Genomic DNA, 24,422 nt, shown 5'->3' with positions numbered 1-24,422 from the left:
CTGCCTCTTTCTCAGAATAAATTTGGTCTGCCCCGTTTATCCCCCATCGACAAGCACAGGCGTTGGAGTAGATTTGCGGGGATCCCTCCAGGTCTGTCCCCGCTTTTCAAACAATCTCGTCATATCCGTAATTGATCTTCAACTTATTACGCAGAACATCTAAATTTATTTCACATTTCGTCCAAACAGCCCCTCCACTTAAAAGTGAGCTATTTCTTAACTTGACCAAAAGCTCTGTCAAATCCCCTACCGCCCGAGCGGCTGGTCTGAACCAATCAGTCTTGTCGCTGCTATCGACATAGTCGAATTCGTACCTACAAGCGTCACCTTCTGGATACAACTCAGCCCTTACGACAATTACATTGGCGCTTTCGGGGCCTGCGTCAACCAACAGTTGCCCGATCTCTTGCAATAAATCCTGTTCCTGCGCCATCAAACACCTCCCGGGGCGTTCTTGAAGTCGATGGTAACCGGCCGCCCCCTATTGATAGAGTAACTGATCACGAATCGATCTGGCCGCACCCCTTTACCACCATATACAGGCTCGATCTTAACATTGACCTTCTTACCTTCATCTACCGCTTTCACCCAAGCGTTTTCCATCGATTTCCAGGTGCCTTTGTTAAGATTACCGTCCATAGGAACAAGATTGATTTTCTCGCCTGGTCCGTCCAATACACTCGCAAGCAGGTGGCCACCCTCATCGTTATCCAGACCACATTTGCCGGTTGTACATTGTTGATACTAAAGGGAAAAAGGGGACAGATATATTTTCTGATCAAGCCAGCCAAATAAATCCATCCCCTTTCTCTTCTCCATGGATGTGATTGGTAGACGGTTACGAGCACAGGCTGCGAAGTGAATGAAAATGGGCGACCTTTGGGGCGCCTGTTTCACTTCAAAAATAACCGTGAAATGCTTTAACTATCTTATTCATTACCTCATGTTGACCCGCAAGCTTCTGAAAAGCTCTTGAGCTTATAAAGTTTTTCTTAAGCATCTTGGAAAACGATGAGACATTAAGACCGGATTTCACTGCCAACACTCCAAACTCTTCGTGTGCGCTCTCAAATGCTAGCCAGTCAAATTCTAGATCCCCAATGACCATTGGGTAATCAACCTCGCCTGCAAAAAAATCACGAAATCCTTTATTTATGAACTCCACATCCCCCTCAACATCAACACCGTCCAGCAAAAAACATGTATTTTCCGAGCTCCCACCAAACCTTATAAACACATCTGATGAAAAGTCTTCATAACTCGCAGAAATCAGCTCAATCAAAACATCTGAAAAACTGACTAACGATCTTTCAAAAAAACAAAACTCAAAATCGCTCGCACGAAAAACCATGGCCGGTAGGTCTGTCGCAAAATTAATAACAGTTGATAAGTCTTGCGTTATATGATGAGAGTCTTCTGACTCAAGCTTATGCACCGTCATATCACTCTCCTTTCAGCCTGATTTTGACTATCGTTTTTTTAATTCCGGCAATATCTAGTGATGCCGTCGGCTCGTTCGTTGATGTTGACTTTGGATAAAACCTATAGGTCCTATCCCCCTTCACCAGAATTGATACCGTACCATCCTTCGAAAACGACTTGGTGTAACCATTGGATTCAAGCATTTTAATTGCTTGCGCAGGCGTCGTTTGAGCCTCAATTTGGCCTGAGCTATTCCGTGTGAGTTTTTTCCCGAATTCGATAGATGTCGAAGGGGGCGAGCTCTTACCAATGAGCAAGATACCTACTGCCGTCTGGAGTTCAGTCATCAGCGTTGCTCGCTCGTTCAGAGAAAGCGGCTGTCCAGCGGCTTGGTCCAGCCAACTGGTCTCTTTGACCCATTGATCGACACCGGCCAACTCGGCAGGCGTCAGCCAGCCCTCCTTGAGATTCTTCGCAAAGGCCATTTGCTTATCCGAAGTAAACAGCGCTCCCCAACCATCAACACCCTGCGATGGAACAGCAATTACCCCTGGATTCCCAGTGAGGAGCCCGGCCATATCGTAGGAAATATTACGCCGCAGGAAGTCCATCAAATCCTTGGCCACCGGTGATTCCAGTGAAACCGCACTTTTCTGGATCGACTCTACACAAGCCCTGCTGTCACAGGCATTGATGGCCATCGAACGTTTGGTCGACAGATCTTCATAGTTCCCGACAATCTCGCGAATGTTCTCGGCACTACAACCCTGTGTGGCCCGGCAGCCCTCAAGCTCTTTAAGCAATCGCTCAGCCGAAGGGTGGTCGAGGTTGTTGTATTGCGTTGCGTTTGCCGTCACTGCAGCGGCGGATGACGCATCGCCCCCCGTAACGGCCGCCGTCAACACGCCGATCAGTTGAGAGGCCGCCAGCAGTTTATTAATCCCTTGTTGGTACTCGAGGCTGTTTCTGTCGACTCCGACCGGCAACAACTTGTCAGCCAGGAAATCAACCAGCGCTTCATTCGCCCCCGCTGCAATCGCCCCGGTACGGAAGTCGCCCCCCATCGCCTCAGCCATCAGGCCACCCAGCGCAGCGTGCATCGCGACTTTTGTCAACTTGCCGTTTTCAAACAGGGTTACATCGCCAATTTTGTTGGCCCCGATTGCTCCGGCAATACTGATGCCTGTCCCCAACGCGGATTCAACCAGATTGTCCTTGAGGCTGCCGCCCATGATGGCAGTTTTTGCCAACGCATCGGCCGCAGTCTTGATCGCAACGGTTTGAGCGCTGGCCAAGTCGAACTTCAGGTCCGTAGGTGTGAACCCGAACTTTGATGCAATACCTGCCGTAATCCCAGCGAGTACATAGCCTTTCAGGCTTTCCGATGAAAAGACGTCCTTGAAGGTGCCACCCAGATCGCCCTTGTTGTTTATCGCGCTGACAGCAGTTTGCGCAACCGCCGCCGAAAAGCTTGCCGTTGCGGCAGCCGATGCAGCGGCGCCTATAGACGCTGCAGTGGCCGCTGACACCCCTGCTGCCGTTGCCGCACCAGAAGCCGCTGTGCCTGCAGTTGCGCCAACAGTTGCTGCTGTTCCGGTGCCCGCCGTCAACACCGTGACAATGATAATGATCGCCAGCATCGCGCCCTGGCCGAGGCTCGAACTGCTGTATTTGAACGACTCGTGGGTTTCCTTGATCAGACGCCAGTCCACATCCCCACGCGTCTCGGCGTCCTTAAGCCACGCAAGTTGCGGATCTGCCTGCACCATTGCATCAATGGTCTGGCTGACCGATTTCTGGTTGATCTGTTTAATATCGATGTTCAGGCCATCAACCGCCCTGATCACCAATTGCCCCTGAGCCACCAATTGACTTTGCCGCAGGGTCTCGTCGGTATTGCCTTTGCCCGACATTGAGTTCCAGGCCATGCTGGAATTACTTTTCTCGTGGCTCTCCTGATGCAAGTCCTTCACGCCCTCAAACGTGATTGCACCTCCACTGCTGATAGTCAGGTCGTTGCCACTATCGAGCTTGGCAACCTGGTAATGCTGATTACCGCCACTGGCGAGCACCATGTTGCCGCCGGAGGTGATTTCGCTGCCGATGTTCTTCACATCGGTGACTTCATCGCGCTTGGTTTTCTTCGAGCCGAAGGATCCTTTTTTCTTTTTGTCGTATAGCGAGTAGTCAGTGTCCTGCGCCGCGAGGACGTCGAGTCTGTCGCCCGCTACCAGATACGCTTCGTCGCCAGCGGTGATGCGGCTGGAGACCACGGCGAGATTATCACCGGCACTCAATGCCACATCGCCGCCGGCCGTGATACCCGACATGACCTGGCTGACGTGATCTTCCTGTCTGGTGAGCTTTTTGCTCTTGGACAGGGAGTGCTCCTCATCCGCGGCAGAGCTGATGATCATGTTCTCGGTCGCCGCCATCGCGATGTCGCGCTTGGCATCGATCTGGCTGGCGATCACGCTGATATCACGCCCTGCCTGGGCCGACAGGTCACGACCGGCGCTGACGCTCGCCCCCAATTGAGTGATGTCGCTGCTGTTGTGCCTTTTGTCGCGGAATACACTGTTGGTGACCTGCGCCGAGGACACGTTGAGGTCCCGTCCGGCATTCAGGTCCATGTCACGGCCGCTCTGCAGCACACCACCAATATTGTTGATGTCCCGCCCCGCCGAGACGCTAAGGTCATTAGCGGCTTCGATGCGTGCAGCGCTGTCAGCGAAGTCGTGATGTTGCGTACCGAAGCGTGTTTTGCTGTCTTGCGAAGTAATGGTTCGCTCGTTGAGCACGTCGCCCATGATCGCGTTCACGCTCACATCACGACCCGCAAGAATGCCACCCGACTTGTTGATTACGTCATTCCCCGCCAACACATCCAGACGATTACCCGCCTGAATCAACCCGCTGTTGACCAAATCCTTGCCCACCGTCGCCGACAGGTTATTGGTGGCGCGCAGCGTGCCGACGTTGTCGAGGTTCTGACCGGCGATCAGCGTTACGTCGTTGCCTGCAATCAGCGCACCGGTCGGGCCGAGGCGGCCTTCGGCCTGTGCCAGATAGAGCACCGGCACCAGCACTTTTTCGCCGTTCACTTCGTGCTCTTCGAGCCAGACGATGTCGTGGGTCAGTGCCGCGACTTGTTGCGAGGTGAGGCTGACACCCACCGACAGATTGAGGGCGTCCTTGCTGGCGATGGCGTTGTTCATCAGGTACTTGAACAGGCCTTCGTCGGTGGTCTGGCCGTTAATGTAGCGTTGGCCGGTGCGAGCGACGACTGCTTGCTGGATCAGGCGCTGTTCGTAGAGGCCGTCACCCAGTCGTTTGGCGCTGGTGTCCGGGTCGTAGCCGAGGTTGCTCAGCAGGTAGTCCGAACTCATGAACTGCTTGAGGTTGGTGAGTACCGGATTGGTTTCGATCAAGTATTTGTGGCCGTTGGCCGGCGCTTTCACGTCCGGCAAACCGGTGACGCGATTCACAGGACGAATGCCGATCGTGGACCTGGTATCGTTGCCCAGTCCGCCTCTGCGCGGACCGGCCGACTTCACGGAAACGTCGAGTGTGCTAGCGCCGCTCGCAGTCGCCGTCGATGTGTGGCTAACCGGGTCTATGGCGGGATCACTGCTGGTGAGGATCGCCGGGGTGTTTACCAGCAAACTGCGCGGACCACCGCTGACAGCGGCGACCGCGTGTCCTTGCGTGACGACGTTTTCACTGCCCATAGTCCAACCCGGCGGCTGCAGCGTGCCCGCATCCGGCGCCAAGCCACTCGCGTCCTGAGTGCTCAGACGAAACAGGCCATTCTCCCCCGTGGGAAGGCTAAAGCCCGGTAATGTCAACGGGTTGACTTGTTGTTGGGCGAGATCGGGCGGCAGTTGACTATTGAGCCTTATGACAGTGGTGCCGGCACCGCTTGCCTTGGTATCCGCGACTTTATTGGTGCCGCCGGTGGAACCGTAGTCCTGGTGGATGACACTGTTCTGCAGATCCTGGGTAGCCGTGATTGAAACGTTGCCGCCAGCCTGGATAACGGCATTGCGCCCGGCGGTGACGCTTCCACCATCACGCGCGGTTTCAATGTCACTGACCAGGGTGTAGTTCTGCAGGCCGGTCGGCAGTTCCACCAGGTTGTTGCGGTCGTATTGGGATTGCGGGCTGGTGGAGCCGTAGGAATAACCCGAGAGGGTATTGGTCACCACCTGATTCGTCACGGTGTCCTTGACCACGACTGTTTCGATCCTGCCACCCTCCCGGCCACCCTCCGGGCGGGAGCTAGACGAAGCAGTACCTAAACTAAAACCTCCAGAACCGTCGATGTAGTAAAGGTTCGGGAAATCCGGGTTGTTACGCTGGTTGTATGCCACCACCTGCGGCATGAAGCGATTGACCGTTCCATCGGTGACCCGACCAGTCCGATAGGTACGCGTGCGCTCGATGCTGCCGCTGACCGTACCAATGTTTTTCAGGTTGTTGGCATTGATGGTGATGTTGCCGGTCGCACTGACAGTGCTTTTGCTATTGAGGAAATTGCCACCGTTGAAGACGAAGTCACCGCCTGCGGTCAACAAGGCGGATGCCGTGGTGTCGCTGTCCTGTCCGCCTTCGAAGACTTCCCGGGCGATGTAATTGACGTCGTAGTGGTCGCCACTGCAATCGCCGCACTGAACGGCCAGGAAACCGGAAACCAGAGTACGCGTCAGGGCAAAGTTCTGCGTACCGTCGTCCCCCGAAGTACGGTTGGTGAAGGACCCGGCGTTGAGTGTGAACTTGCCACCACTCTCCATAGAGCCGGAGATGTTCGACACTTGGTTAGCCTGGGCTGCTGCGCCGTATCCTTTGACGACGACATCACGCAGACCGTACAGGTCGCCGTTCTGGTTGTTGAAGTTGCCAACGCCCAATGTCATGTCGGCGCCGCTGAAAATCAGCCCGCGATCATTGAGCAGTGACGGAGTATTGAGGTTGAGGTTTTGAGCGGCCCCCAGCGTTCCATAGTTGGCAAGATTGCCGGCTTCGACTGTCAGGTCAGCATTGGAAGTCAGTCGCCCGGCGTTGGTCAGCTGTCCGCCGATCTTGACTATGGAATCACCACCACCAGCAATGCTTGAGGCAGCACTAAGGTTCAACTGCGCCGCGGTCAGGGAAAGAGCGCCAATACTCGACATCCGCCCATTGCCGCTATAGCTACCGCCCAACTGCATATCCACCACACCATCGCTGGCGATCAGGCCATCGTTGGTCCAGTTGCCGCCACGAGCTTGCAAGTAGTCAGAGGCCAGGAGCTTGCCACTGGCGGTCTGACTGAAATTACCGACATTGACATTCAAGCGCCCGGCCTGGATGACGCTGGAGTTGGTCCAGGTATCGGCATTCAGATCCAGGGTGCCGGCGGTGGTGATGCCGCCTCCGGCGCCAATGACGTTGGCGGTGGAGACATCAAACCGGCCAAGACCGACGTGATTGAGTTGGCCACCGGTATTGAGAAAGCTGCCAACGGCCAAGGTCAGATCGGTGTTGGCGGTCTCGAGTACGCCATTACGGTTATCCAGCAGGCCGCCGATCTGGAAGCTGGTCTTACCGGTAGTGCCCAGAGAGCGAAGCCGGCCAGTCTGGTTATCGACACTGGCAGCTTTTACCGTCAGCGTGGTGTCGCTTTCAACGATACCGGCACGGTTGCCTAGGGCGCCGCTGAGGCTGAGGTCGATGCGGTTACCGGCAATCTGACCGTTACCGTTGTCCAGACTGGTGCCGATCACGCCGGCCAGGCCCTTGGCATAGAGCACGCCGTTGCGGTTGTCGAACGCGGCGGTGGTGATGCTTGCGTCGGTGGCTTGCGCCGAGATCCGCCCGCCGTTGTTGTCCAGGCCGGCCAGTGCCGACAGCGTCAGACCCTGGGCTTGAATGATCCCGCCCTGGCGGTTGTTGTTAAGGTCGTAGCCGTTGCGCAACATGCCGACGGCTCGCGCCTCGAGGGCACCTTTGATACTCGACAGCACCCCACCGCGGTTGTCGATGTTGGCGGCTTTGACCATCACCAAGCCGTTCTCGGCAATAACTTTGCCGCTCTGGTTATCGAGGTCGCCGCTGATGTCGAGGGTCAGGCCGTTCTTGGTCTGAATCGTACCTTTGCCGTTGGCCAGGCTGGCGGCTTGCAAGTTCAGGCCGGCGTTCTGGCTGTAGATCAAACCGTTGACGTCGTTGCGTACCGCGCCGCTGGCGGTGATCTGCAAGGCGTCCTTGGCGGCGAGGGTGCCGTTGTTGCTGTTGTCCAGCGAACCGGTCAAGAGGGTCAGGGTGCTTTGACTGGCGAGTTGGCCGTTCTGGTTGGCGAGGTCGGTAACGCCCTTGATCAGCACCGGTCCGGCGCCGACCAGTTTGCCGCTGGTGTTGGTCAATGCACCGAGCAGATCCAGCGTCACCGCGCCATTACCGGCGATGCTCCCGCCCGTATTGTCCAGGCCGGTGGCCGTGGCATTGATTGCCTTTTGCGCGTTGATCGTACCGCCCGCGTTGGTCAATGCGCCGGCGGTGATGTCCAGTGCGGCGCCGCTGTCGATCAGGCCGCCCTGGTTGTTGTTGAGGGACTCACCCAGGGTCAGGGTCTGCCCTGCCGCACTGCTGAGGATGCCTTTGTTACTGTTATCCAGACTCTTTGATTTGACGCTCAGGCTGCCCTGGCTGACCAGTGCCCCGGCATTGCTGTTGAGCAAGGCGCCCTTGAGGTCCACGGCAACATCACCGTTGCTGCTCGAGAGTGTGCCGCTGTCGCGGTTATCGAGGCTATCGCCGTTGACGGTCAGGCCCTGCCAGCCGGAAATCAGACCCTTCTGGTTGACCAGGCTGGTGCCGTTGACCGTCAGTAGCTGGCTGCTGATCAGCTTGCCGGCGCTGTTATCCAGGGCACGGGCAATCACATCGAAACCGAGGTTGCTGGAGATTTCGCCGTTCCGGTTGTTGAGATCGCGCAGGTGCTTGAGCGTTAGTGGCCCCTTGGCCGTGAGCAGGCCGTTGCGATTGTCGAAATCGCCGTTGGCCAGTTCCACGGTGACGGCTTTTTCGCCAAGCAGGCGGCCGCCATTCTGGGTCAGGGACGTCAGGGTCAGGTCGATGTCGCCCTTGGCCGAGACTTCGCCGTCGTTGCTGGAGTCCAGGTTGGTGGCGGTCAGGGTCAGTTTGCCCTGGCTGTTGATCAACCCGCTGTCGCGGTTGTTCAGCGCCATGGCGTTGAGAATGACGGCGCTGGCGCCAAGCACCGTGCCGCTCTGGTTATTGAATTCGGCGCTGCCGATTTTGAGTAGCTGAGCTGCGTTGATCAGGCCCTTGGCATCGTTGCGCAACACTCCGTCGACGGTCAGTTCCAGATCGCCGCGGCTGGTCAGGCTGCCGCCGCTGTTGTTCAGGCTGGCGGCGTGCACGTCGAGGGACGCAGCGCCGATCAGGCCTTTGACGTTGTCCAGCGCCTCGGCGATGCGCAGGGTCAGGCCCTGATTGCTCAGCAATTTGCCGTTGCTATTGTCCAGGCTTTTCGCAGTTAGCGTGAAGGCTTCGCCGCTGGATATTTCACCGCCCTGATTGTTGACGCCCTTGAGTTGTTTGAGCAGCAAGGCACCGGGAGCATTGATCAGGCCGTTCTGGTTATTCAGTTGGCCGTTGTTCAGGTCCAGGGTGAGGCTGCTGTTGCTGAACAGCTTGCCACCCCGCTGATCCAGCCCGGTGACCGAAGCGGTCAAGGCGCCCTGACTGCCGATACGGCCGTCGTCCTGGTTGGTAACCTGGCCCGCTATCAGGTTCAGGGTACTGGCGCTGTTGAGTCGGCCGCCCTGGCTGTTATCGAACGCGCCGGTGGTGACCTTCACCGCGCCTTTGCCGCTGATGCTGCCTTGCTGACGGTTGTCGAGACTGGCGCTGATGAGCGTGAGCGCGCCATCGGTAACCAGTTCACCGCCCTGGTTGCTGACGCTGTCATCACTGGTGAGCATTAGATCGGCCGCGCTGGAAAGACTGCCCTGGGTATTGGTCAACTGCGTGGTTTTGACGGTCAATGCACCTTCGCTGCTGACCTGGCCCAGGCTGTTGTCCAAGGCGCCGGTCAGGTTCAAGTGCATGTTCTGCACGCTGAGCAGGTTGCCGCCGCTGTTATCCAGCAAACGTCCTTGCAGGTTCAACTGGGTCGTGGCGCTGAGCAAGCCTTTGTTGCGGTTGAGCAACTGGTCCACCGTGAGGGTCAGCGCCTGACCGGTGAAAACCTGGCCGCCATCGCTGTTGTCGAGTTTTGTACCGGTGACCGACAAATCGGCGTTGGTGCTGACTTCACCGCCACGGTTATCGAGGTCATCGACCGTCAGGGTCATGGCTTTGGTGGAACCCAGCAGACCTTTTTCGCGGTTGTCGAGGGTGTCGGCGGTCAGCTTGAGCACACCGGTGGTGATCAATTTGCCTTTCTGGTTATTCAGGGTTTTGACCTGAACGGTGGCGTCGGCCTTGCCGGCAATATTGCCGCCAAGGTTGTCCAGGGTGTCGGCGGTGAGCAACAGTTCACCGTCAGCGATGAGCGTGCCTTGCTGGTTATCCAGCGTGTTGTCGGTGGTGAGCTCCAGCCGGTCGTGACTGCTGATCAAGCCTTCGCTGTTGTTGAGGCTGTCGCTGTGGCTATCGAGGGACGCGGCGGAAATCACGCCTTTGAGGTTGTTCAGGGCTTTTTCGATGCGCAGGGTCAGCCCCTGATTGCTCAGTAACTTGCCATTGCTGTTGTCCAGGTTCTGAGCGACCAGTGTGAAGGCTTGAGCGCCGGAGATTTCACCGTTCTGGTTGTTGACGTCCTTGAGGTTTTTCAACATCAGCAACGGCGCATTGATCAGACCGCTCTGGTTGTTCAGTTGGCCGTTGTTCAGGTCCAGGCTCAGGCTGGTTTGGCTGAACAGCTCACCGCCCTGTTGGTTGAGCCCGGTGACCGAGGCGGTCAACGCTTGCTGGCTGGCAATGCGTCCGGCGGCGTTGTTGACCTGCTTGGCGGTGAGCTCCAGGGTGGCGCCGCTGATGAGGCGACCGCCCTGACTGTTATCAACGTTGCCAGTGATGACGTGGGTGGCGTCTTTACCGGATATCAGGCCTTTCTGGCTGTTATCCAGGCTGACGCTGTCGAGGGTCAAGGTGTTGTCGGTGCTGATCGAGCCGCCCAGATTGAGCAAGCCGCCACGACTGGTCACGGACAACGCACCGGCACTGCCCAGGCTGCCGACGCTGTTATCGAGGCTGCCCGCGTCGACGGTCAACGTTCCTTCGCTGCTGATTAACCCCTGACCGTTGAGCAAGGCATTGTCGAGGGTAATCACCAAACCATTGAGGCTGTCGAAGGTGCCGCCGGTATTATCCAGCGTGGTGCCGGTCAGCGTCGTCGCGCCCTTGGCGACAATCAGGCCCTTGTTCTGGTTGATCAGTTTGGCAACGACCATTTGCAGATCGGTAGCGGCCAGAATTTTCCCGCCGTCACTGTTGTCCAGGCGCTGACCTTTGATGTTCAGCAACAAGCTGCTGGAGAGCTCACCTGCACGGTTGTCGATGTCGTCAACTTTCAGCGTCAGCGCTTTGGTGGTGCCTATCAGGCCGCCATTGCGGTTATCGAGGGTCGCACCGGTCAGACTCAGATTGCCTTGGGCGACCAATGCTCCGCCTTGTTGTTGCAGCAGGCCAATGGTGGCGGTGAGGTCACTTTGGCTGGAGATCCGCCCGGTCGCGTTTTGCACTTCACCGGCATTGAGGGTGACTGCGCCGATGGCACTGAGCAAACCGCCACTGTTGTCCAGGCGAGTACCGTCATAGGCAATACCGGCCTTGCCACTGATCAAGCCTTTGTCACGGTTATCCAGTTGGCCAACTTGCAGCTTCAACTGTTTGTCGGCCTGGATCACCCCGCCGCGATTGTCGGCAGAATTGCCGGTTATGGTCAGCGTGTCTTGACCGCTGACGTTGCCACCACGGTTGTCGAGGCTGCCTGTGCGCACATCGATGATGCCCTTGGCACTGATTTCACCGGTGTTCTGGTTATCCAGCAAACCGGTGATGCGCGCGGTGAGGCTGCCATCGCTGACCACCACACCGGCGTCGCGGTTGTCGAGGCTGGCAGCTTTGAGATCCACGCTCTTGCCCGAACCCAATACACCATCGCGGTTATCCAGTGCGCCGCTGAGGTCGATGTTCAAACCCAGGTCACCCAGGACCTGACCGCTGCGGTTGTTCAGTGTGGTTGCAGTAATGTTGGCGGTTTGCCCGGCGCTCAAGGTGCCGTTCTGGTTGTTCAGGGTCTGGCTGATATTGACCGTCAAATTGCGGCTGGCGATCACGCTTTTGCCAGTGTTGGTGAGGTTCTGCGCACTCAGACTCACATCACCGTTGGCATTGCGGCTGGTGTCAGCGTTGACTCCGGCTTCGATGACGCCATTGTTGGTCAGATGACCACCGGCACTCAGCGTGATGCTGTCGCGGGCTGCGAGGGTTTGCTGGTTGGTCAGGTTGCCTTGGGTTTGCACGTTCAGCGCCGTACCGGCATAGACCGGGCCGCGCGCATCGAGGCTGGCGGCTTTGACGTTGACTGCGCCGTTCGTGGCGGAGGTGTCGACCAGGCTCAAGTGGCCGTTGGCATCGAGCTGGATGTCGCCACCGCTGGCGATCAGTTTGCCGTCGAGTTTCACCCCGACCCCGGCTTCGGTGCCCACCAGTTTGATCGCCCCGGCGTACATGCCGCCGAGGGCCGAACTGTCGATGGCCAACCCCGGTTTGCCACTGCCGTCATCGGCGCGGGCGGTGGCATTGAGGCTGTCGGCGTTGACGTCGTTACGACCGGCGACGATGGTCAGGTTCCTGGCCTGAATCTCGGCGTTGATCTTGGCGCTGCGGGTGATGATTTCGAAGCGGTCGACGTTGCTGGCGTTCAGCCCGGCGCCGTCGATGGCAACGCCGCCCTGATCGACCTGGAAGCGATCCAGGCGACCGTTGTCCAGCACCGGCTTGCCGGTGGTCAGGGTCACGCGCGGGGTGTTGATGAAGCCGCAGCCGTTGCAGCTGATGCCGTAGGGGTTCGCCACAATGACCCGCGCCGACTGCCCCGCCACTTCGGTGTAACCGCGCAACTGGCTGGGGCTGCCGCCGACCACTTCGTTGAGGATGGTTTGTGCGGCGACCCGGTTGGTCAGGTTGGGGTTGCCGACGATGATGCCGCCCAGTTGCGTGGCGCCGGTCTGGTTGGCGACGTTGTTGAGGATGACGCCCTGGCTGCCGACGTTGTAATCGTGGAACTGGTTATGCGACAGGCCGCTGCCGTTGGGCGTGGCGATTTGGATAATCGGTACACCGTTGCCCGCCTGACCGAGACTGGTGCCCGGCGAAGCCACCACAATCCCGTCCGCCTGGGCCCACATCGGCTGCCAGAACATGACGTTGGCCAACAGGAACGCCAACCCGCGCTTGGGCATGCCCCAGAAGTGCTCGCGGTTTTTAACCGCAGCAGAAGGCTGGCCAGCGAGGAAGGCGTAATGGCGAACGTCCATGTCAAAAGGTCTCGTTTCGATCAGCAGGAGTGGAATGAACAATTCACAGACACAGCCGTCCCGACACGGCAAATGCTGGGGGCGTTTGCAGAGCGAATACGTCAAAGGGGATAAATGCGCGCTTGGGTCAGAAGGTCCAAAGCGTGGCGTAAACGACCATTGCATCAGAGAGCGGATGGTCTGTTCGGTCCCTCGAAAACGGCGAAGTGATATCAATGTGATGGCGCGATGTTAAGTTGCCATCATTCTGACGTCAATAAGCCGTTCCGAGTGTTTTTCGACAAACGCTCTAGCTCACGGGTTTTGGTTCATGACCTGAACTTTCCGGGTGGAAAAACCCTCCACTCAATAACGCCGTGACATTGATAAATGAGGCTCACTCATGAAAACCACCCTGCTGAAACTGACCCTCGCCGCCAGCCTCGCCTGTGCCCTCCCCGTTTGGGCCTGCCCGCCCGACGAAGCCACCGCCAAGCGCGAACAACTGGCCAAGGAAGTCGCCAAGATCACGGAGCAAAACCCGGCCAAGGCCAAGGAGATCAATGATGAGTTGCAGAAGATGGACCTGGAGACGGCCAGCAAGGATCTGCCGGATAAGTGCCAGTTGATTGATCAGCGTCTCAAGGAGTTGCAGTCGGCGGAGAAGAAAGCCGAGAGCTGAACGGCGAGATCAAAAGATCGCAGCCTTCGGCAGCTCCTACATGGGTTTGAGCGCGCAGCTGTAAGAGCTGCTGCGATTTTTTGACGTAAAAAAACCCGGACACTGTCCGGGTTTTTTATGGGAACGCTACAGCGCTTTATTCAGCCGCTGGCGCTTCCGGCTTGCGGCGTTTCAAAGGCGCCATGCCGTCCTTGCTGACCAGCGACAGGGCGTCGGTCTTCGGGCGGTTGGCGATCTTGCGCTTGGTCGGGGCCTTGGCGCCGGTTTTCTTTTTGTCGCCTTTGGCGTCGACCTTTTTCTTCTTCACGCCAACGGCTTTGCCCGAGGCCTTGACCTTTTTCGGTCCGCCGTAGGTGCCTTTGACTTCCTTGATGGTGCGGCGCTCGAAGCTCTGCTTGAGGTAGCGCTCGACGCTCGACATCAGGTTCCAGTCGCCGTGACAGATCAGCGAGATGGCCAGGCCATCGTTGCCGGCGCGGCCGGTGCGACCGATGCGGTGAACGTATTCGTCGCCGCTGCGCGGCATGTCGAAGTTGATCACCAGGTCCAGGCCTTCCACGTCCAGGCCACGGGCGGCGACGTCGGTGGCCACGAGGATTTTCACGCCGCCTTGCTTCAGACGGTCGATGGCCAGCTTGCGGTCTTTCTGGTCTTTGTCACCGTGCAGCACGAACGCTTTGTATTCCTGCGCCACCAGACGGCCGTAAATACGGTCGGCCATGGCCCGGGTGTTGGTGAACACGATGGCCTTCTGATAGGTCTCGTTGGCCAGCAGCCAGTTCACGATCTGTTCTTTGTGCTGATTGTGGTCGGCGGTGATGATCTGTTGACGAGTGGTGGCGTTCAGATCGCTGACGTTGTTCAGCTGCAAGTGTTCAGGGTTGTTCAGAACCTTAGCGACCATCTCGCGCAGGCCCGAACCGCCGGTGGTGGCGGAGAACAGCATGGTCTGCTGACGGTTGGTGCACTCTTCCACCAGACGCTGCACGTCTTCGGCAAAGCCCATGTCGAGCATGCGGTCGGCTTCGTCGAGCACCAGCACTTCGACTTCCTTGAGGTCGAGGTTGCCGGCGTTCAGTTGCTCGATCATCCGGCCCGGCGTACCGATCAGGATGTCCGGCACCTTGCGCAGCATGGCAGCCTGGACCTTGAAGTCTTCACCGCCGGTGATCAGGCCGGACTTGATGAAGGTGAACTGAGCGAAGCGCTCGACTTCCTTGATGGTCTGCTGGGCCAGCTCGCGGGTCGGCAGCAGGATCAGGGTCTTGATGCTGACGCGGACTTTGGCCGGGCCGATCAAGCGGTTGAGGATCGGCAAAACGAATGCAGCGGTTTTGCCGCTACCGGTTTGCGCCGTCACCCGCAGGTCACGCCCTTGGAGCGCCAGCGGAATAGCCGCTGCTTGCACAGGCGTTGGCTCGACAAATTTAAGCTCGGCCACGGCTTTGAGCAGGCGTTCGTGCAGGGCGAATTGGGAAAACACGGGTGCTACCTCGAAGAAATACAAAAAAACAGCTGCATAGGGTAACGGTTTCGAGCGCGAAGGCCGAGTTTCTTTATACAAACGGCTGCAAACAGTGGTTTTTTTGTTACCTGTTTTGTCTCAAAACGTCATCCGGAACGTCTTAAATGCTCTAATCGCCCCGTCGCGTCCTACAGAAGAACCGTTTTCACCCATGGATATCAAACAGCTCTGGCTCAACGCCCAAGACCTCTGGGGTGCTCTCGATCAGCACCCGCTCCTGCATTCCACGCTCGCGCTGATGTTGCTGCTGGTGGTGGCGCTGGTGCTCGGACGAGTGGCGCGCTACCTCATTCTTCACGCGACCAAAATCCTCGGTCGCCAGCCGTCGCTGCACTGGATCACCGATTTTCGCCACAACAAAGTGTTTCATCGCCTGGCGCAGATGACGCCCTCGCTGGTGATCCAGTTCGGTCTGCACCTGGTGCCGGAGCTGAGCAAAACCGCCCTTAACTTCCTTGGCAATGTGGCGCTGTCGTTCACCATTCTGTTCCTGGTGCTGGCCGTCAGCGCATTGCTCAATGCCCTGCTGGACATCTATGCCCGCACCGAACACGCCCGCACCCGCTCGATCAAAGGCTACGTGCAACTGGCGAAAATGGTGTTGTTCGTGTTTGGCGCGATCATCATCGTTGCCACGCTGATCGACCGTTCGCCGCTGTTGCTGCTGTCGGGTCTGGGCGCCATGTCGGCGGTGATTCTGTTGGTCTACAAAGACACCCTGCTGTCGTTCGTCGCCAGCGTGCAACTGACCAGCAACGACATGCTGCGGGTCGGCGACTGGATCGAGATGCCACAAGTCGGTGCCGACGGTGACGTGGTGGACATCACCTTGCACACGGTCAAGGTGCAGAATTTCGACAAGACCATCGTTTCGATTCCAACCTGGCGCCTGATGTCCGAGTCGTTCAAGAACTGGCGCGGCATGCAGCAGTCCGGTGGCCGCCGGATCAAGCGCAGCTTGTTCATCGACGCCAGCGGCGTGCGGTTCATTCGCGATGACGAAGAGCTGAAGCTGTCTCAGGTGCATCTGCTGACCGACTACATCAACCGCAAACAGGCCGAACTCAAGGCCTGGAACGCAGCTCAAGGCAACGTCGCAGCGATGTCGGCCAACCGTCGACGGATGACCAACATCGGCACCTTTCGCGCCTATGCGCTGGCCTATCTGAAGAGTCACACGGAAATCCAGCCGAACATGACCTGCATGGTTCGCCAGATGCAGACCACCGCTCAGGGTATCCCGCTGGAAATCTACTGCTTCACCCGCACCACCGTGTGGGCCGATTACGAGCGGATTCAGGGGGATATTTTCGATTACCTGCTGGCGGTGCTGCCGGAGTTTGGCTTGAGCCTTTATCAGCAGCCGAGCGGCGGGGATTTGCGGTCGGGGTTACTCCCGGCGGTGTTGGGCGCGAGCCACATTCCCGAGCCGGAAAAACACATCATGTAGCACCACATATCCCTTTGTGGAAGCGGGCTTGCTCGCGAAGGCGGAGTGTCAGCCGACATCTATGTTGAATGTCATACCGCATTCGCGGGCAAGCCCGCTCCCACAGGTTCAGCGTGCTGTTACTGATTGGCGTACACCCAACCGACTGATCCACACCGCCATCAGAATCACCGACCCACCAAACAACAACCGCCCCAGCTCTTCATGCTGATTCCAGATCAGCAAGTTGATCAGCAACCCAACCGGCACATGCAAATTGTTCATCACCGCCAGCGTCCCGCCGTTCACCAGGCACGCGCCCTTGTTCCACCAGTACAAACCCAGCGCGGTCGAGACCAGGCCGAGGAACAGCAGCACGCCCCATTGCAGCGGCGCTTCGGGCAGGAAGTTCTGTTTGCCGAACAGCAGAAACGCCGGCAACGCCACCGCCAACGCGCCCAGATAGAAGTAGCCGAAGCGTCGGTAATGCGGCAGATCGCTCGGATGGCGGGCCACTAGATGTTTGTAGAGCACCTGCCCGGCGGCGTAGGTGAAGTTGGCGAGTTGCAGCAGCAGGAAACCCATAAAGAAATCCGGGTTGATCCGGTCATAGCGAATCACTGCCGCCCCGAGTACCGCCACCAATGCCGCGATCAAGGCCCACGGATTGAAGCGCCGGTTCAGCGCATCTTCGATCAGGGTCACGTGCAAAGGTGTGAGGATGGTGAACAGCAACACCTCCGGCACCGTCAGCACCCGGAAGCTCAGGTACAGGCAGACGTAAGTCACGCCGAACTGCAACGCCCCGATCAGCAACATCCCACGCATGAACGCGGGCTCGACCTGACGCCAGCGCGTCAGCGGAATGAACACCAGCCCCGCCAGCAACACCCGAACCAGCACCGCGAAGTAACTGTCGACATGCCCGGCCAGGTATTCGCCGATCAAGCTGAAGGAAAACGCCTGGATCAGCGTGACAAAAAGTAGATAGCCCATGGTCGCCTCATTTCGAATGGCGCGACGATAGCGGGTTTTGCCCGTCATCGCGACAGTCAGCCAACACACAAAACCCTGTGGGAGCGGGCTTGCTCGCGAATGCGGTGGGTCAGGCAACATTAATGTCGACTGACACGCCCTCTTCGCGAGCAAGCCCGCTCCCACAGGGGTGTGTGCTCATTCATTAAATCGCAGGCAAAAAAAAGCCCGATCTCGCTAATGCGTTCAATCGGGCTAGAGCACTCAGGAGCAACAAGTGCAAAGGGAGGTTCGATGCGCGTGCAGGCTTGAAGGGTTGCGCCAGGTCACTAGACCATCCAGCGATTATCTGGCGATTAACGGCTCAGGCGACCTGGGAAAGCTTGGCGTTGGCCTGGTTCAGGCCTTTCTCCTGGAAGTCACCGCCCAGGTTCATGCCTTCGGCGTGAATGAACGTGACGTCGTGGATGCCGATGAAGGCCATGACCTGGCGCAGGTACGGTTCCTGGTGATCGGCGGTGCTGCCGGCGTAGATCCCGCCGCGAGCAGTCAGCACATAAGCCCGCTTGCCGCTGAGCAAACCTTGCGGGCCGGTTTCGGTGTACTTGAAGGTCACACCGGCACGCAGCACGTGGTCGAGCCAGGCTTTGAGGGTGCTAGGGATGGCGAAGTTGTACATCGGCGCCGCCATCACCAGCACGTCGGCGGCCAGCAGCTCGTCGGTCAGCAGGTTGGAGCGCTCCAGCGAGGCCTGCTCGATGTCGTTGCGTTGTTCGGCAGGTTTCATCCAGCCGCCCAGCAAGTTGATGTCCAGGTGCGGCACCGGGGTGGTGGCGAGGTCACGGACGGTGATCTGGTCGGCCGGGTGTGCGGTTTTCCACTGGCTGATGAAGGTCTGGGTCAGCTGGCGGGAAACCGAGTCTTGCTGACGGGCGCTGCTTTCGATGATCAGAACGCGGGACATGGGATGTAGCCTCCATCTGAGAATGCTGTAGGTCGATGGAGTGAAGGTTAAACAGAGTCATATCGATGAAAAAGCGCAAATAACTGCTATAAAGCATCGATAAATTCGTTTATAAGCGGAGCATGTCCCAGCTGGGCCGCTCCGCTCGATGTCATTTCGGGGTGCAGGTCAGGTTGATACGCATCTTGATGATGGTGCGGGTGAACTTGGCGGTGGCGTTTTTGTGTTTACCGGCAGGCACTTCGATTGTGCGGTTACGCGGCGCTTCCGGGCCATTGTTGAAAACCACCCTGCAGATCGCATCGGTGCTGCCGTAGTTGTTCACCTGAATGGAGGCGATATCGGCATCTGTATCAAAGGCGTTGTAATCGATGCTCAAGCCGTTCAATTGCTTTTGAACGTCGATCGGATAGGCAAACGCCGTCAGCGGCAACATCGCCAACGCCGCACAACCCGCCATCACACAACAAAGTTTTTTCATTCAGCAGCCTCCAATAAGGACTGCCAGCTTAGGACAAGAGGAGCTCAACATGAAAGCGCCCCGCGTGACCCTTGATCAATGGCGAACATTGCAGGCCGTGGTCGATCACGGCGGTTTCGCCCAGGCCGCCGAAGCGCTGCACCGCTCGCAATCGTCGGTCAGCTACACCGTAGCGCGCATGCAGGACCAGCTCGGTGTGCCATTGCTACGCATCGACGGCCGCAAAGCGGTGCTCACCGAGGCCGGCGGCGTGTTGTTACGCCGTTCCCGACAACTGGTGAAACAGGCCAGCCAACTGGAAGACCTGGCCCATCACATGGAGCAAGGCTGGGAAGCGGAAGTGCGGCTGGTGGTCGACGCCGCCTACCCCAGCGCCCGCCTCGTTCGCGCCCTGACCGCGTTCATGCCGCAAAGCCGTGGCTGCCGGGTGCGTCTGCGCGAAGAAGTGTTATCGGGTGTCGAGGAAGTGTTGCTTGAAGGCGTGGCCGATCTGGCCATCACCGGGTTCAGTATTCCCGGTTATCTGGGCGCAGAATTGAGCGACGTCGAATTCATCGCGGTCGCCCACCCCGAGCATTCCTTGCATCGCTTGAACCGCGAACTGAGCTTCCAGGACCTGGAAAGCCAGATGCAAGTGGTGATCCGCGACTCCGGCCGTCAGCAACCGCGAGACGTCGGCTGGCTCGGCGCCGAACAGCGCTGGACCGTCGGCAGCCTGGCCACCGCCGCGACTTTCGTCAGCAGCGGCCTGGGTTTCGCCTGGCTGCCCCGGCACATGATCGAGCGCGAACTCAAGGAAGGTACGCTCAAAGTGCTACCGTTGGACCAGGGTGGCAGCCGCAACCCGAGCTTCTATCTGTATTCGAACAAGGACAAACCCTTGGGCCCGGCGACGCAGATTCTCATCGAACTGCTGCGCACCTTTGATACCGCGCCGCTGGATGCACCTTTCGCCGCCCCTGAACAAGCCTGACATGGAGTGTACGTATGGCCTATTTCGAACATGAAGGTTGCAACCTGCACTATGAGGAATATGGCCACGGCACGCCGTTGCTATTGGTTCACGGGTTGGGCTCCAGCACCCTGGACTGGGAAATGCAGATCCCGGCGCTGTCAGCCCGCTACCGGGTGATCGTCCCGGACGTACGCGGCCACGGGCGCTCCGACAAACCCCGTGAGCGTTACAGCATCGCCGGATTCAGCGCCGACCTGATCGCTCTCATTGAACACTTGCACCTGGGCCCGACACATTATGTAGGGCTTTCCATGGGTGGCATAATCGGCTTTCAACTGGCGGTGGATCAGCCGCAATTGCTCAAAAGTCTGTGCATCGTCAATAGCCAGCCGCAAGTCAAAATGCAAAAACCCAGTGACTACTGGTGGCTAATCAAACGCTGGAGCATGGCCCGACTGCTGAGCATGGAAACAATCGGCAAAGCCGTGGGACGCATGCTGTTTCCCAAACCCGACCAAGCCGATTTGCGGCAAAAAATTGCCGTGCGCTGGGCAAAGAACCACAAACATGCTTATCTCGCCAGCTTCGATGCCCTCATAGGCTGGGGGGTTCAGGAACGACTTTCGCGAGTCACCTGTCCAACCCTCATCGTTAGCGCAGACCACGATTACACTCCGGTCTCGGTGAAGGAAACGTACGTAAAACTGCTGCCCGATGCGCGGCTGGTGGTGATCGCCGACTCGCGCCATGCCACCCCGCTGGATCAACCGGAACGCTTCAACCAAACGCTGCTCGAGTTTCTCACCGCAGTCGACACCACTACTCAGGATCACTGACTTATGCTGAAAAAAATCGCCCTCGTCGCCGGCTCCGTTCTGTTTGCCGCCAACCTGATGGCCGCCGCGCCCGCCAAGGCGCCGCACGTGCTGCTGGAAACCACCAATGGCCAGATCGAAATCGAACTGGACCCGGTCAAGGCGCCGATCAGTACCAAGAACTTCCTTGAGTACGTCGACAGCGGCTTCTACAACAACACGATTTTTCACCGTGTGATTCCGGGCTTCATGGTCCAGGGCGGCGGTTTCACTCAGCAGATGCAGCAAAAAGAAACCAAGGCGCCGATCAAGAACGAATCCAAGAACGGCCTGCATAACGTGCGTGGCACCCTGTCCATGGCTCGTACGTCCGTCCCGGATTCGGCCACCAGCCAGTTCTTCATCAACGTCAAAGACAACGACTTTCTCGACCAGGGCGACGGCTATGCCGTGTTCGGTAAAGTCGTTAAAGGGATGGACGTCGTCGATGTCATCGTGAACTCCCAGACCACCACCAAAAGCGGCATGAAAGACGTGCCGGCCGACCCGGTCTTCATCAAGTCGGCCAAACGCATAGACTAATCTGCACAGGAGTGCTTGAGCGGCTGTCGGTCTCCGGCGCCGCTCATATCGTTTAAAGGAGAGCCCGTGCACGGGCGGAGAACTGATGCTTTATCGCCGTTTTGAAAAACTGATCGATATATTCCGCGATGCACCGACGGCGGCTCCGCCGGATCGGGTTCTCCCCTTCTACACCTATTACCTGAAGCAGGTCTGGCCGAGTTTCGCCGTCCTGTTGATCGTCGGCCTGTTCGGCGCGCTGATCGAAGTGGCACTGTTCAGCTACCTGAGCCGCATCATCGACCTCGCCCAAGGCACGCCCAACGTCAATTTTTTCAAGGAACACGGCATCGAACTGGCCTGGATGGCGGTGGTGGCGTTGGTCCTGCGCCCGATATTCGTCGGCTTGCATGACTTGCTGGTGCACCAGACCTTGAGCCCTAGCCTGACCAGCCTGATCCGCTGGCAAAACCACAGTTACGTGCTCAAACAGAGCCTCAATTTCTTCCAGAACGACTTCGCCGGGCGCATCGCCCAACGCATCATGCAGACCGGCAACTCGTTGCGCGATTCGGCTGTGCAAGCGGTAGACGCGCTATGGCATGTGCTGATCTACGCGATCAGTTCACTGGTGCTGTTCGCCGAAGCCGACTGGCGCCTGATGATCCCGCTGCTGACCTGGATCGCCGCCTTCATCGGCGCCCTCTACTACTTCGTGCCACGGGTCAAGGAACGCTCGGTGGTGTCGTCCGATGCGCGCTCCAAACTCATGGGACGGATCGTCGATGGCTACACCAACATCACCACCCTGAAGCTGTTCGCCCACACCAACTTCGAACAGCAATACGCCCGCGAAGCGATCAAGGAACAAACCGAAAAAGCCCAACTGGCTGGCCGTGTGGTGACCAGCATGGACGTGGCCATCACCAGCATGAACGGCCTGCTGATCGTCAGCACCACCGGCCTCGCGCTGTGGCTGTGGACGCAGTCGTTGATCTCAGTGGGTGCAATTGCCTTGGCCACGGGCCTGGTGATCCGCATCGTCAACATGTCTGGCTGGATCATGTGGGTGGTGACGGGCATTTTCGAAAACATCGGCATGGTTCAGGACGGTTTGCAGACCATTTCCCAGCCAGTCAGCATCACCGACCGCGAGCAGGCCAAGCCTTTGAAGGTGGCCCGTGGCGAGGTGCGTTTCGATCACGTCGATTTCCACTACGGCAAGAAAAGCGGGATCATCAGCGACCTCAACCTGACGATCAAACCCGGCGAGAAAATCGGCCTGATCGGCCCGTCCGGTGCCGGCAAATCGACGTTGGTCAATCTGCTGCTGCGCCTCTATGACGTGCAGGGTGGGCGGATTCTCATTGATGGCCAGAACATCGCCGAAGTCGGCCAGGAAAGCCTGCGTGAACGCATCGGCATGATCACCCAGGACACTTCGCTGCTGCACCGTTCGATCCGCGACAATTTGCTGTACGGCAAACCCGACGCCACCGATGCCGAACTCTGGGAAGCGGTGCACAAGGCCCGGGCCGACGAGTTCATCCCGTTGCTGTCGGACTCTGAAGGTCGCACCGGTTTCGATGCTCATGTCGGTGAACGCGGTGTGAAGCTCTCCGGTGGCCAGCGTCAGCGGATTGCCATCGCCCGGGTGCTGCTCAAGGACGCGCCGATCCTGATCATGGACGAAGCCACCTCGGCCCTGGACTCGGAAGTCGAAGCAGCGATCCAGGAAAGCCTCGAAACCCTGATGCAGGGCAAGACCGTGATCGCCATCGCCCACCGCCTCTCGACCATCGCACGGATGGACCGCTTGGTGGTGCTGGAAAACGGCAAAATCGCCGAAACCGGCAGCCACGCCGAACTGCTGGCCCATGGCGGCTTGTATGCGCGGTTGTGGCAGCACCAGACCGGGGGGTTTGTCGGGATCGATTGAGGCAACACCAACCTGTGGGAGCGGGCTTGCTCGCTCCCACACGGGTTACAGCGTCAACACCATCTCATGCCACGCCATGCCGCCATGATCGGACGCCGAGGGCTTGATGTAGGCAAAACCAAACCCGGCATAAAGCGGAATGTGCCGCTCTTTGCACATCAGGTGGATGCTGGCCTTGTTCAGTGCACGCATGCGCTGGATAAACTCACTCATCAAGCGTTTCGCCAGACCCTGCCCCTGATAGTCCGGATGCACCACCACCGACATGATCACCACGTGCGGGCCGGCCGGGTCGTGGCCGATCAGTTCCTTGAACGCTTCGTCCGACATCTCCACCTGAAATGCCGCACCGGAATTGATGAAACCGGCTACAACGCCATTCACTTCAGCAACGATGAAGCCCTCGGGCCAGGTGGCGATGCGGGTGGCGATTTTCTCGCGGGTGGCGGCTTCATCGCCTTCGTAGGCAACGGTTTCGATGGCATAGCAACGGTCCAGGTCAGCGGGGCTGACGTGGCGGATGACGGTGTTCATGGCAGTTCGGAATCGGCGTGGGAAAGGTTGGGATCATAAATCAGCATCAATACGACATCGAGAGGCGAATCACCGATCCGCCACTCGACCCGCTCATTACGCCTTGAGCGGCAGCCAGATTTCCAGCACGCCGGTATTGAGCTTGGGGTTGAAATCGTCGCTGTAGCGTTCGAACTCCGGAGCGTCCGCCGCTTCATGACCGGACTTCGGCAGCCAGGTTTTCCAGATGTATTGAAAGGTCTGGGGCAAGGCATCCAGAGAGCCCTTGTGTTCGAAGACTGCATACTTCTGAGGCTGAACTTCGATCCAGCGGTACTTCTCGGGCAGGTCGTCGAGCTTGCTGATTTCGACACCGGCGATGTACTCGAAACCACCCTTGCCATCCGGATTGCAGCAGATGCCGTAGGTTACTTCGCTTTTCTGACCGGGAATTTTGCCCATCTCGGGAATGAATCTCTCCCATAGATCGGGGATCGCTTTGGTCGTATCCGCAGTAAATCGTCCACCAAGCCCCGCTATGAGCATGAAGTGCCCGTTTTCGAAGCGTGGCTCGACCTTCTCGGCGCCTGTTTGCTCATCCATGACTCAACTCCTAGTACAAAAGGTGGG

The 24,422-nt window shown here is 58.2% G+C and carries 14 protein-coding genes and 3 pseudogenes; 6 read left to right on the top strand and 11 right to left on the bottom strand.

Annotated features, from left to right (window positions below; translation table 11 throughout):
- Window positions 1-106 precede the first annotated feature (106 nt).
- The 5 genes and pseudogenes from IB250_RS09600 to IB250_RS29025 all read right to left on the bottom strand — a co-directional run.
- Window positions 107-433, bottom strand: a complete 327-nt coding sequence (locus IB250_RS09600; RefSeq protein ID WP_192343925.1) for a hypothetical protein — start codon at window positions 431-433, stop codon at window positions 107-109.
- A pseudogene (locus IB250_RS29030) lies at window positions 433-729 on the bottom strand (DNA/RNA non-specific endonuclease); the annotation flags it as partial. The pseudogene IB250_RS29030 and the gene IB250_RS09600, both read right to left, overlap by 1 nt.
- 169 nt (window positions 730-898) lie before the next feature.
- On the bottom strand, window positions 899-1,441 hold the full coding sequence (locus IB250_RS09590; protein ID WP_192343924.1) for a hypothetical protein: 543 nt from the start codon (window positions 1,439-1,441) through the stop codon (window positions 899-901).
- Between the two features lie 1,816 nt (window positions 1,442-3,257).
- Window positions 3,258-12,029, bottom strand: a pseudogene (locus IB250_RS09585) (beta strand repeat-containing protein); the annotation flags it as partial.
- A gap of 33 nt (window positions 12,030-12,062) precedes the next feature.
- Window positions 12,063-12,845 (bottom strand): annotated as a pseudogene (locus IB250_RS29025) (filamentous hemagglutinin N-terminal domain-containing protein); the annotation flags it as partial.
- Between the two features lie 511 nt (window positions 12,846-13,356).
- Between IB250_RS29025 and IB250_RS09580 the strand changes: the two are divergent.
- On the top strand, window positions 13,357-13,635 hold the full coding sequence (locus IB250_RS09580; RefSeq protein WP_192343922.1) for a hypothetical protein: 279 nt from the start codon (window positions 13,357-13,359) through the stop codon (window positions 13,633-13,635).
- Window positions 13,636-13,771: 136 nt separating this feature from the next.
- Here IB250_RS09580 and IB250_RS09575 read toward each other — a convergent pair whose 3' ends face one another.
- Window positions 13,772-15,118, bottom strand: coding sequence for a DEAD/DEAH box helicase (locus IB250_RS09575; protein WP_008153197.1), 1,347 nt, complete (start codon window positions 15,116-15,118; stop codon window positions 13,772-13,774).
- Window positions 15,119-15,311: 193 nt separating this feature from the next.
- Between IB250_RS09575 and IB250_RS09570 the strand changes: the two genes are divergently transcribed.
- Complete coding sequence (locus IB250_RS09570; protein WP_192343921.1) at window positions 15,312-16,610, top strand: mechanosensitive ion channel family protein; 1,299 nt, start codon at window positions 15,312-15,314, stop codon at window positions 16,608-16,610.
- A gap of 108 nt (window positions 16,611-16,718) precedes the next feature.
- Here IB250_RS09570 and IB250_RS09565 read toward each other — a convergent pair whose 3' ends face one another.
- The 3 genes from IB250_RS09565 to IB250_RS09555 all read right to left on the bottom strand — a co-directional run bounded on the left by IB250_RS09565 (window position 16,719) and on the right by IB250_RS09555 (window position 19,009).
- Window positions 16,719-17,585: a carboxylate/amino acid/amine transporter gene (locus IB250_RS09565; protein WP_192343920.1), complete on the bottom strand. Its 867-nt coding sequence runs from the start codon at window positions 17,583-17,585 to the stop codon at window positions 16,719-16,721.
- Between the two features lie 343 nt (window positions 17,586-17,928).
- The gene (locus IB250_RS09560; protein WP_192343919.1) at window positions 17,929-18,528 is read right to left on the bottom strand and encodes an FMN-dependent NADH-azoreductase; all 600 of its coding nucleotides are present in this window, start codon (window positions 18,526-18,528) and stop codon (window positions 17,929-17,931) included.
- Window positions 18,529-18,679: 151 nt separating this feature from the next.
- The gene (locus IB250_RS09555) at window positions 18,680-19,009 is read right to left on the bottom strand and encodes a 3-phosphoglycerate kinase (protein ID WP_192343918.1); all 330 of its coding nucleotides are present in this window, start codon (window positions 19,007-19,009) and stop codon (window positions 18,680-18,682) included.
- A gap of 49 nt (window positions 19,010-19,058) precedes the next feature.
- Here IB250_RS09555 and IB250_RS09550 point away from each other — a divergent pair, with 49 nt between their 5' ends.
- The 4 genes from IB250_RS09550 to IB250_RS09535 all read left to right on the top strand — a co-directional run bounded on the left by IB250_RS09550 (window position 19,059) and on the right by IB250_RS09535 (window position 23,279).
- The gene (locus IB250_RS09550) at window positions 19,059-19,982 is read left to right on the top strand and encodes a LysR family transcriptional regulator (RefSeq protein ID WP_192343917.1); all 924 of its coding nucleotides are present in this window, start codon (window positions 19,059-19,061) and stop codon (window positions 19,980-19,982) included.
- A 14-nt stretch (window positions 19,983-19,996) separates the two neighbouring features.
- Entirely contained in the window at window positions 19,997-20,800 is an 804-nt protein-coding gene (locus IB250_RS09545) for an alpha/beta fold hydrolase (protein ID WP_192343916.1), read from the top strand.
- A gap of 3 nt (window positions 20,801-20,803) precedes the next feature.
- A complete protein-coding gene (locus IB250_RS09540; protein WP_192343915.1) occupies window positions 20,804-21,361 on the top strand; it encodes a peptidylprolyl isomerase in 558 nt (185 codons plus the stop codon).
- Between the two features lie 85 nt (window positions 21,362-21,446).
- Window positions 21,447-23,279 (top strand): ABC transporter ATP-binding protein, encoded by a 1,833-nt coding sequence (locus tag IB250_RS09535; RefSeq protein ID WP_192343914.1) that lies wholly within the window; start codon window positions 21,447-21,449, stop codon window positions 23,277-23,279.
- 45 nt (window positions 23,280-23,324) lie between these two features.
- Here IB250_RS09535 and IB250_RS09530 read toward each other — a convergent pair whose 3' ends face one another.
- The gene (locus IB250_RS09530; protein WP_192343913.1) at window positions 23,325-23,813 is read right to left on the bottom strand and encodes a GNAT family N-acetyltransferase; all 489 of its coding nucleotides are present in this window, start codon (window positions 23,811-23,813) and stop codon (window positions 23,325-23,327) included.
- A gap of 96 nt (window positions 23,814-23,909) precedes the next feature.
- Complete coding sequence (locus IB250_RS09525; protein WP_192343912.1) at window positions 23,910-24,395, bottom strand: GyrI-like domain-containing protein; 486 nt, start codon at window positions 24,393-24,395, stop codon at window positions 23,910-23,912.
- Window positions 24,396-24,422 lie beyond the last annotated feature (27 nt).

Source organism: Pseudomonas sp. PDM09, assembly GCF_014852305.1.
Classification (GTDB): domain Bacteria; phylum Pseudomonadota; class Gammaproteobacteria; order Pseudomonadales; family Pseudomonadaceae; genus Aquipseudomonas.
Note: the sequence above shows the minus strand (reverse complement) of the source record. Positions and strands in the feature narration are given on the sequence as shown.

Coding starts and splice junctions, on each gene's coding strand:
- IB250_RS09560 (WP_192343919.1), bottom strand. CDS start 18,528: ATGTCCCGCGTTCTGATCATCGAAAGCAGCGCCCGTCAGCAAGACTCG.
- IB250_RS09540 (WP_192343915.1), top strand. CDS start 20,804: ATGCTGAAAAAAATCGCCCTCGTCGCCGGCTCCGTTCTGTTTGCCGCC.
- IB250_RS09570 (WP_192343921.1), top strand. CDS start 15,312: ATGGATATCAAACAGCTCTGGCTCAACGCCCAAGACCTCTGGGGTGCT.
- IB250_RS09580 (WP_192343922.1), top strand. CDS start 13,357: ATGAAAACCACCCTGCTGAAACTGACCCTCGCCGCCAGCCTCGCCTGT.
- IB250_RS09565 (WP_192343920.1), bottom strand. CDS start 17,585: ATGGGCTATCTACTTTTTGTCACGCTGATCCAGGCGTTTTCCTTCAGC.
- IB250_RS09590 (WP_192343924.1), bottom strand. CDS start 1,441: ATGACGGTGCATAAGCTTGAGTCAGAAGACTCTCATCATATAACGCAA.
- IB250_RS09550 (WP_192343917.1), top strand. CDS start 19,059: ATGAAAGCGCCCCGCGTGACCCTTGATCAATGGCGAACATTGCAGGCC.
- IB250_RS09530 (WP_192343913.1), bottom strand. CDS start 23,813: ATGAACACCGTCATCCGCCACGTCAGCCCCGCTGACCTGGACCGTTGC.
- IB250_RS09525 (WP_192343912.1), bottom strand. CDS start 24,395: ATGGATGAGCAAACAGGCGCCGAGAAGGTCGAGCCACGCTTCGAAAAC.
- IB250_RS09600 (WP_192343925.1), bottom strand. CDS start 433: ATGGCGCAGGAACAGGATTTATTGCAAGAGATCGGGCAACTGTTGGTT.
- IB250_RS09535 (WP_192343914.1), top strand. CDS start 21,447: ATGCTTTATCGCCGTTTTGAAAAACTGATCGATATATTCCGCGATGCA.
- IB250_RS09545 (WP_192343916.1), top strand. CDS start 19,997: ATGGCCTATTTCGAACATGAAGGTTGCAACCTGCACTATGAGGAATAT.
- IB250_RS09555 (WP_192343918.1), bottom strand. CDS start 19,009: ATGAAAAAACTTTGTTGTGTGATGGCGGGTTGTGCGGCGTTGGCGATG.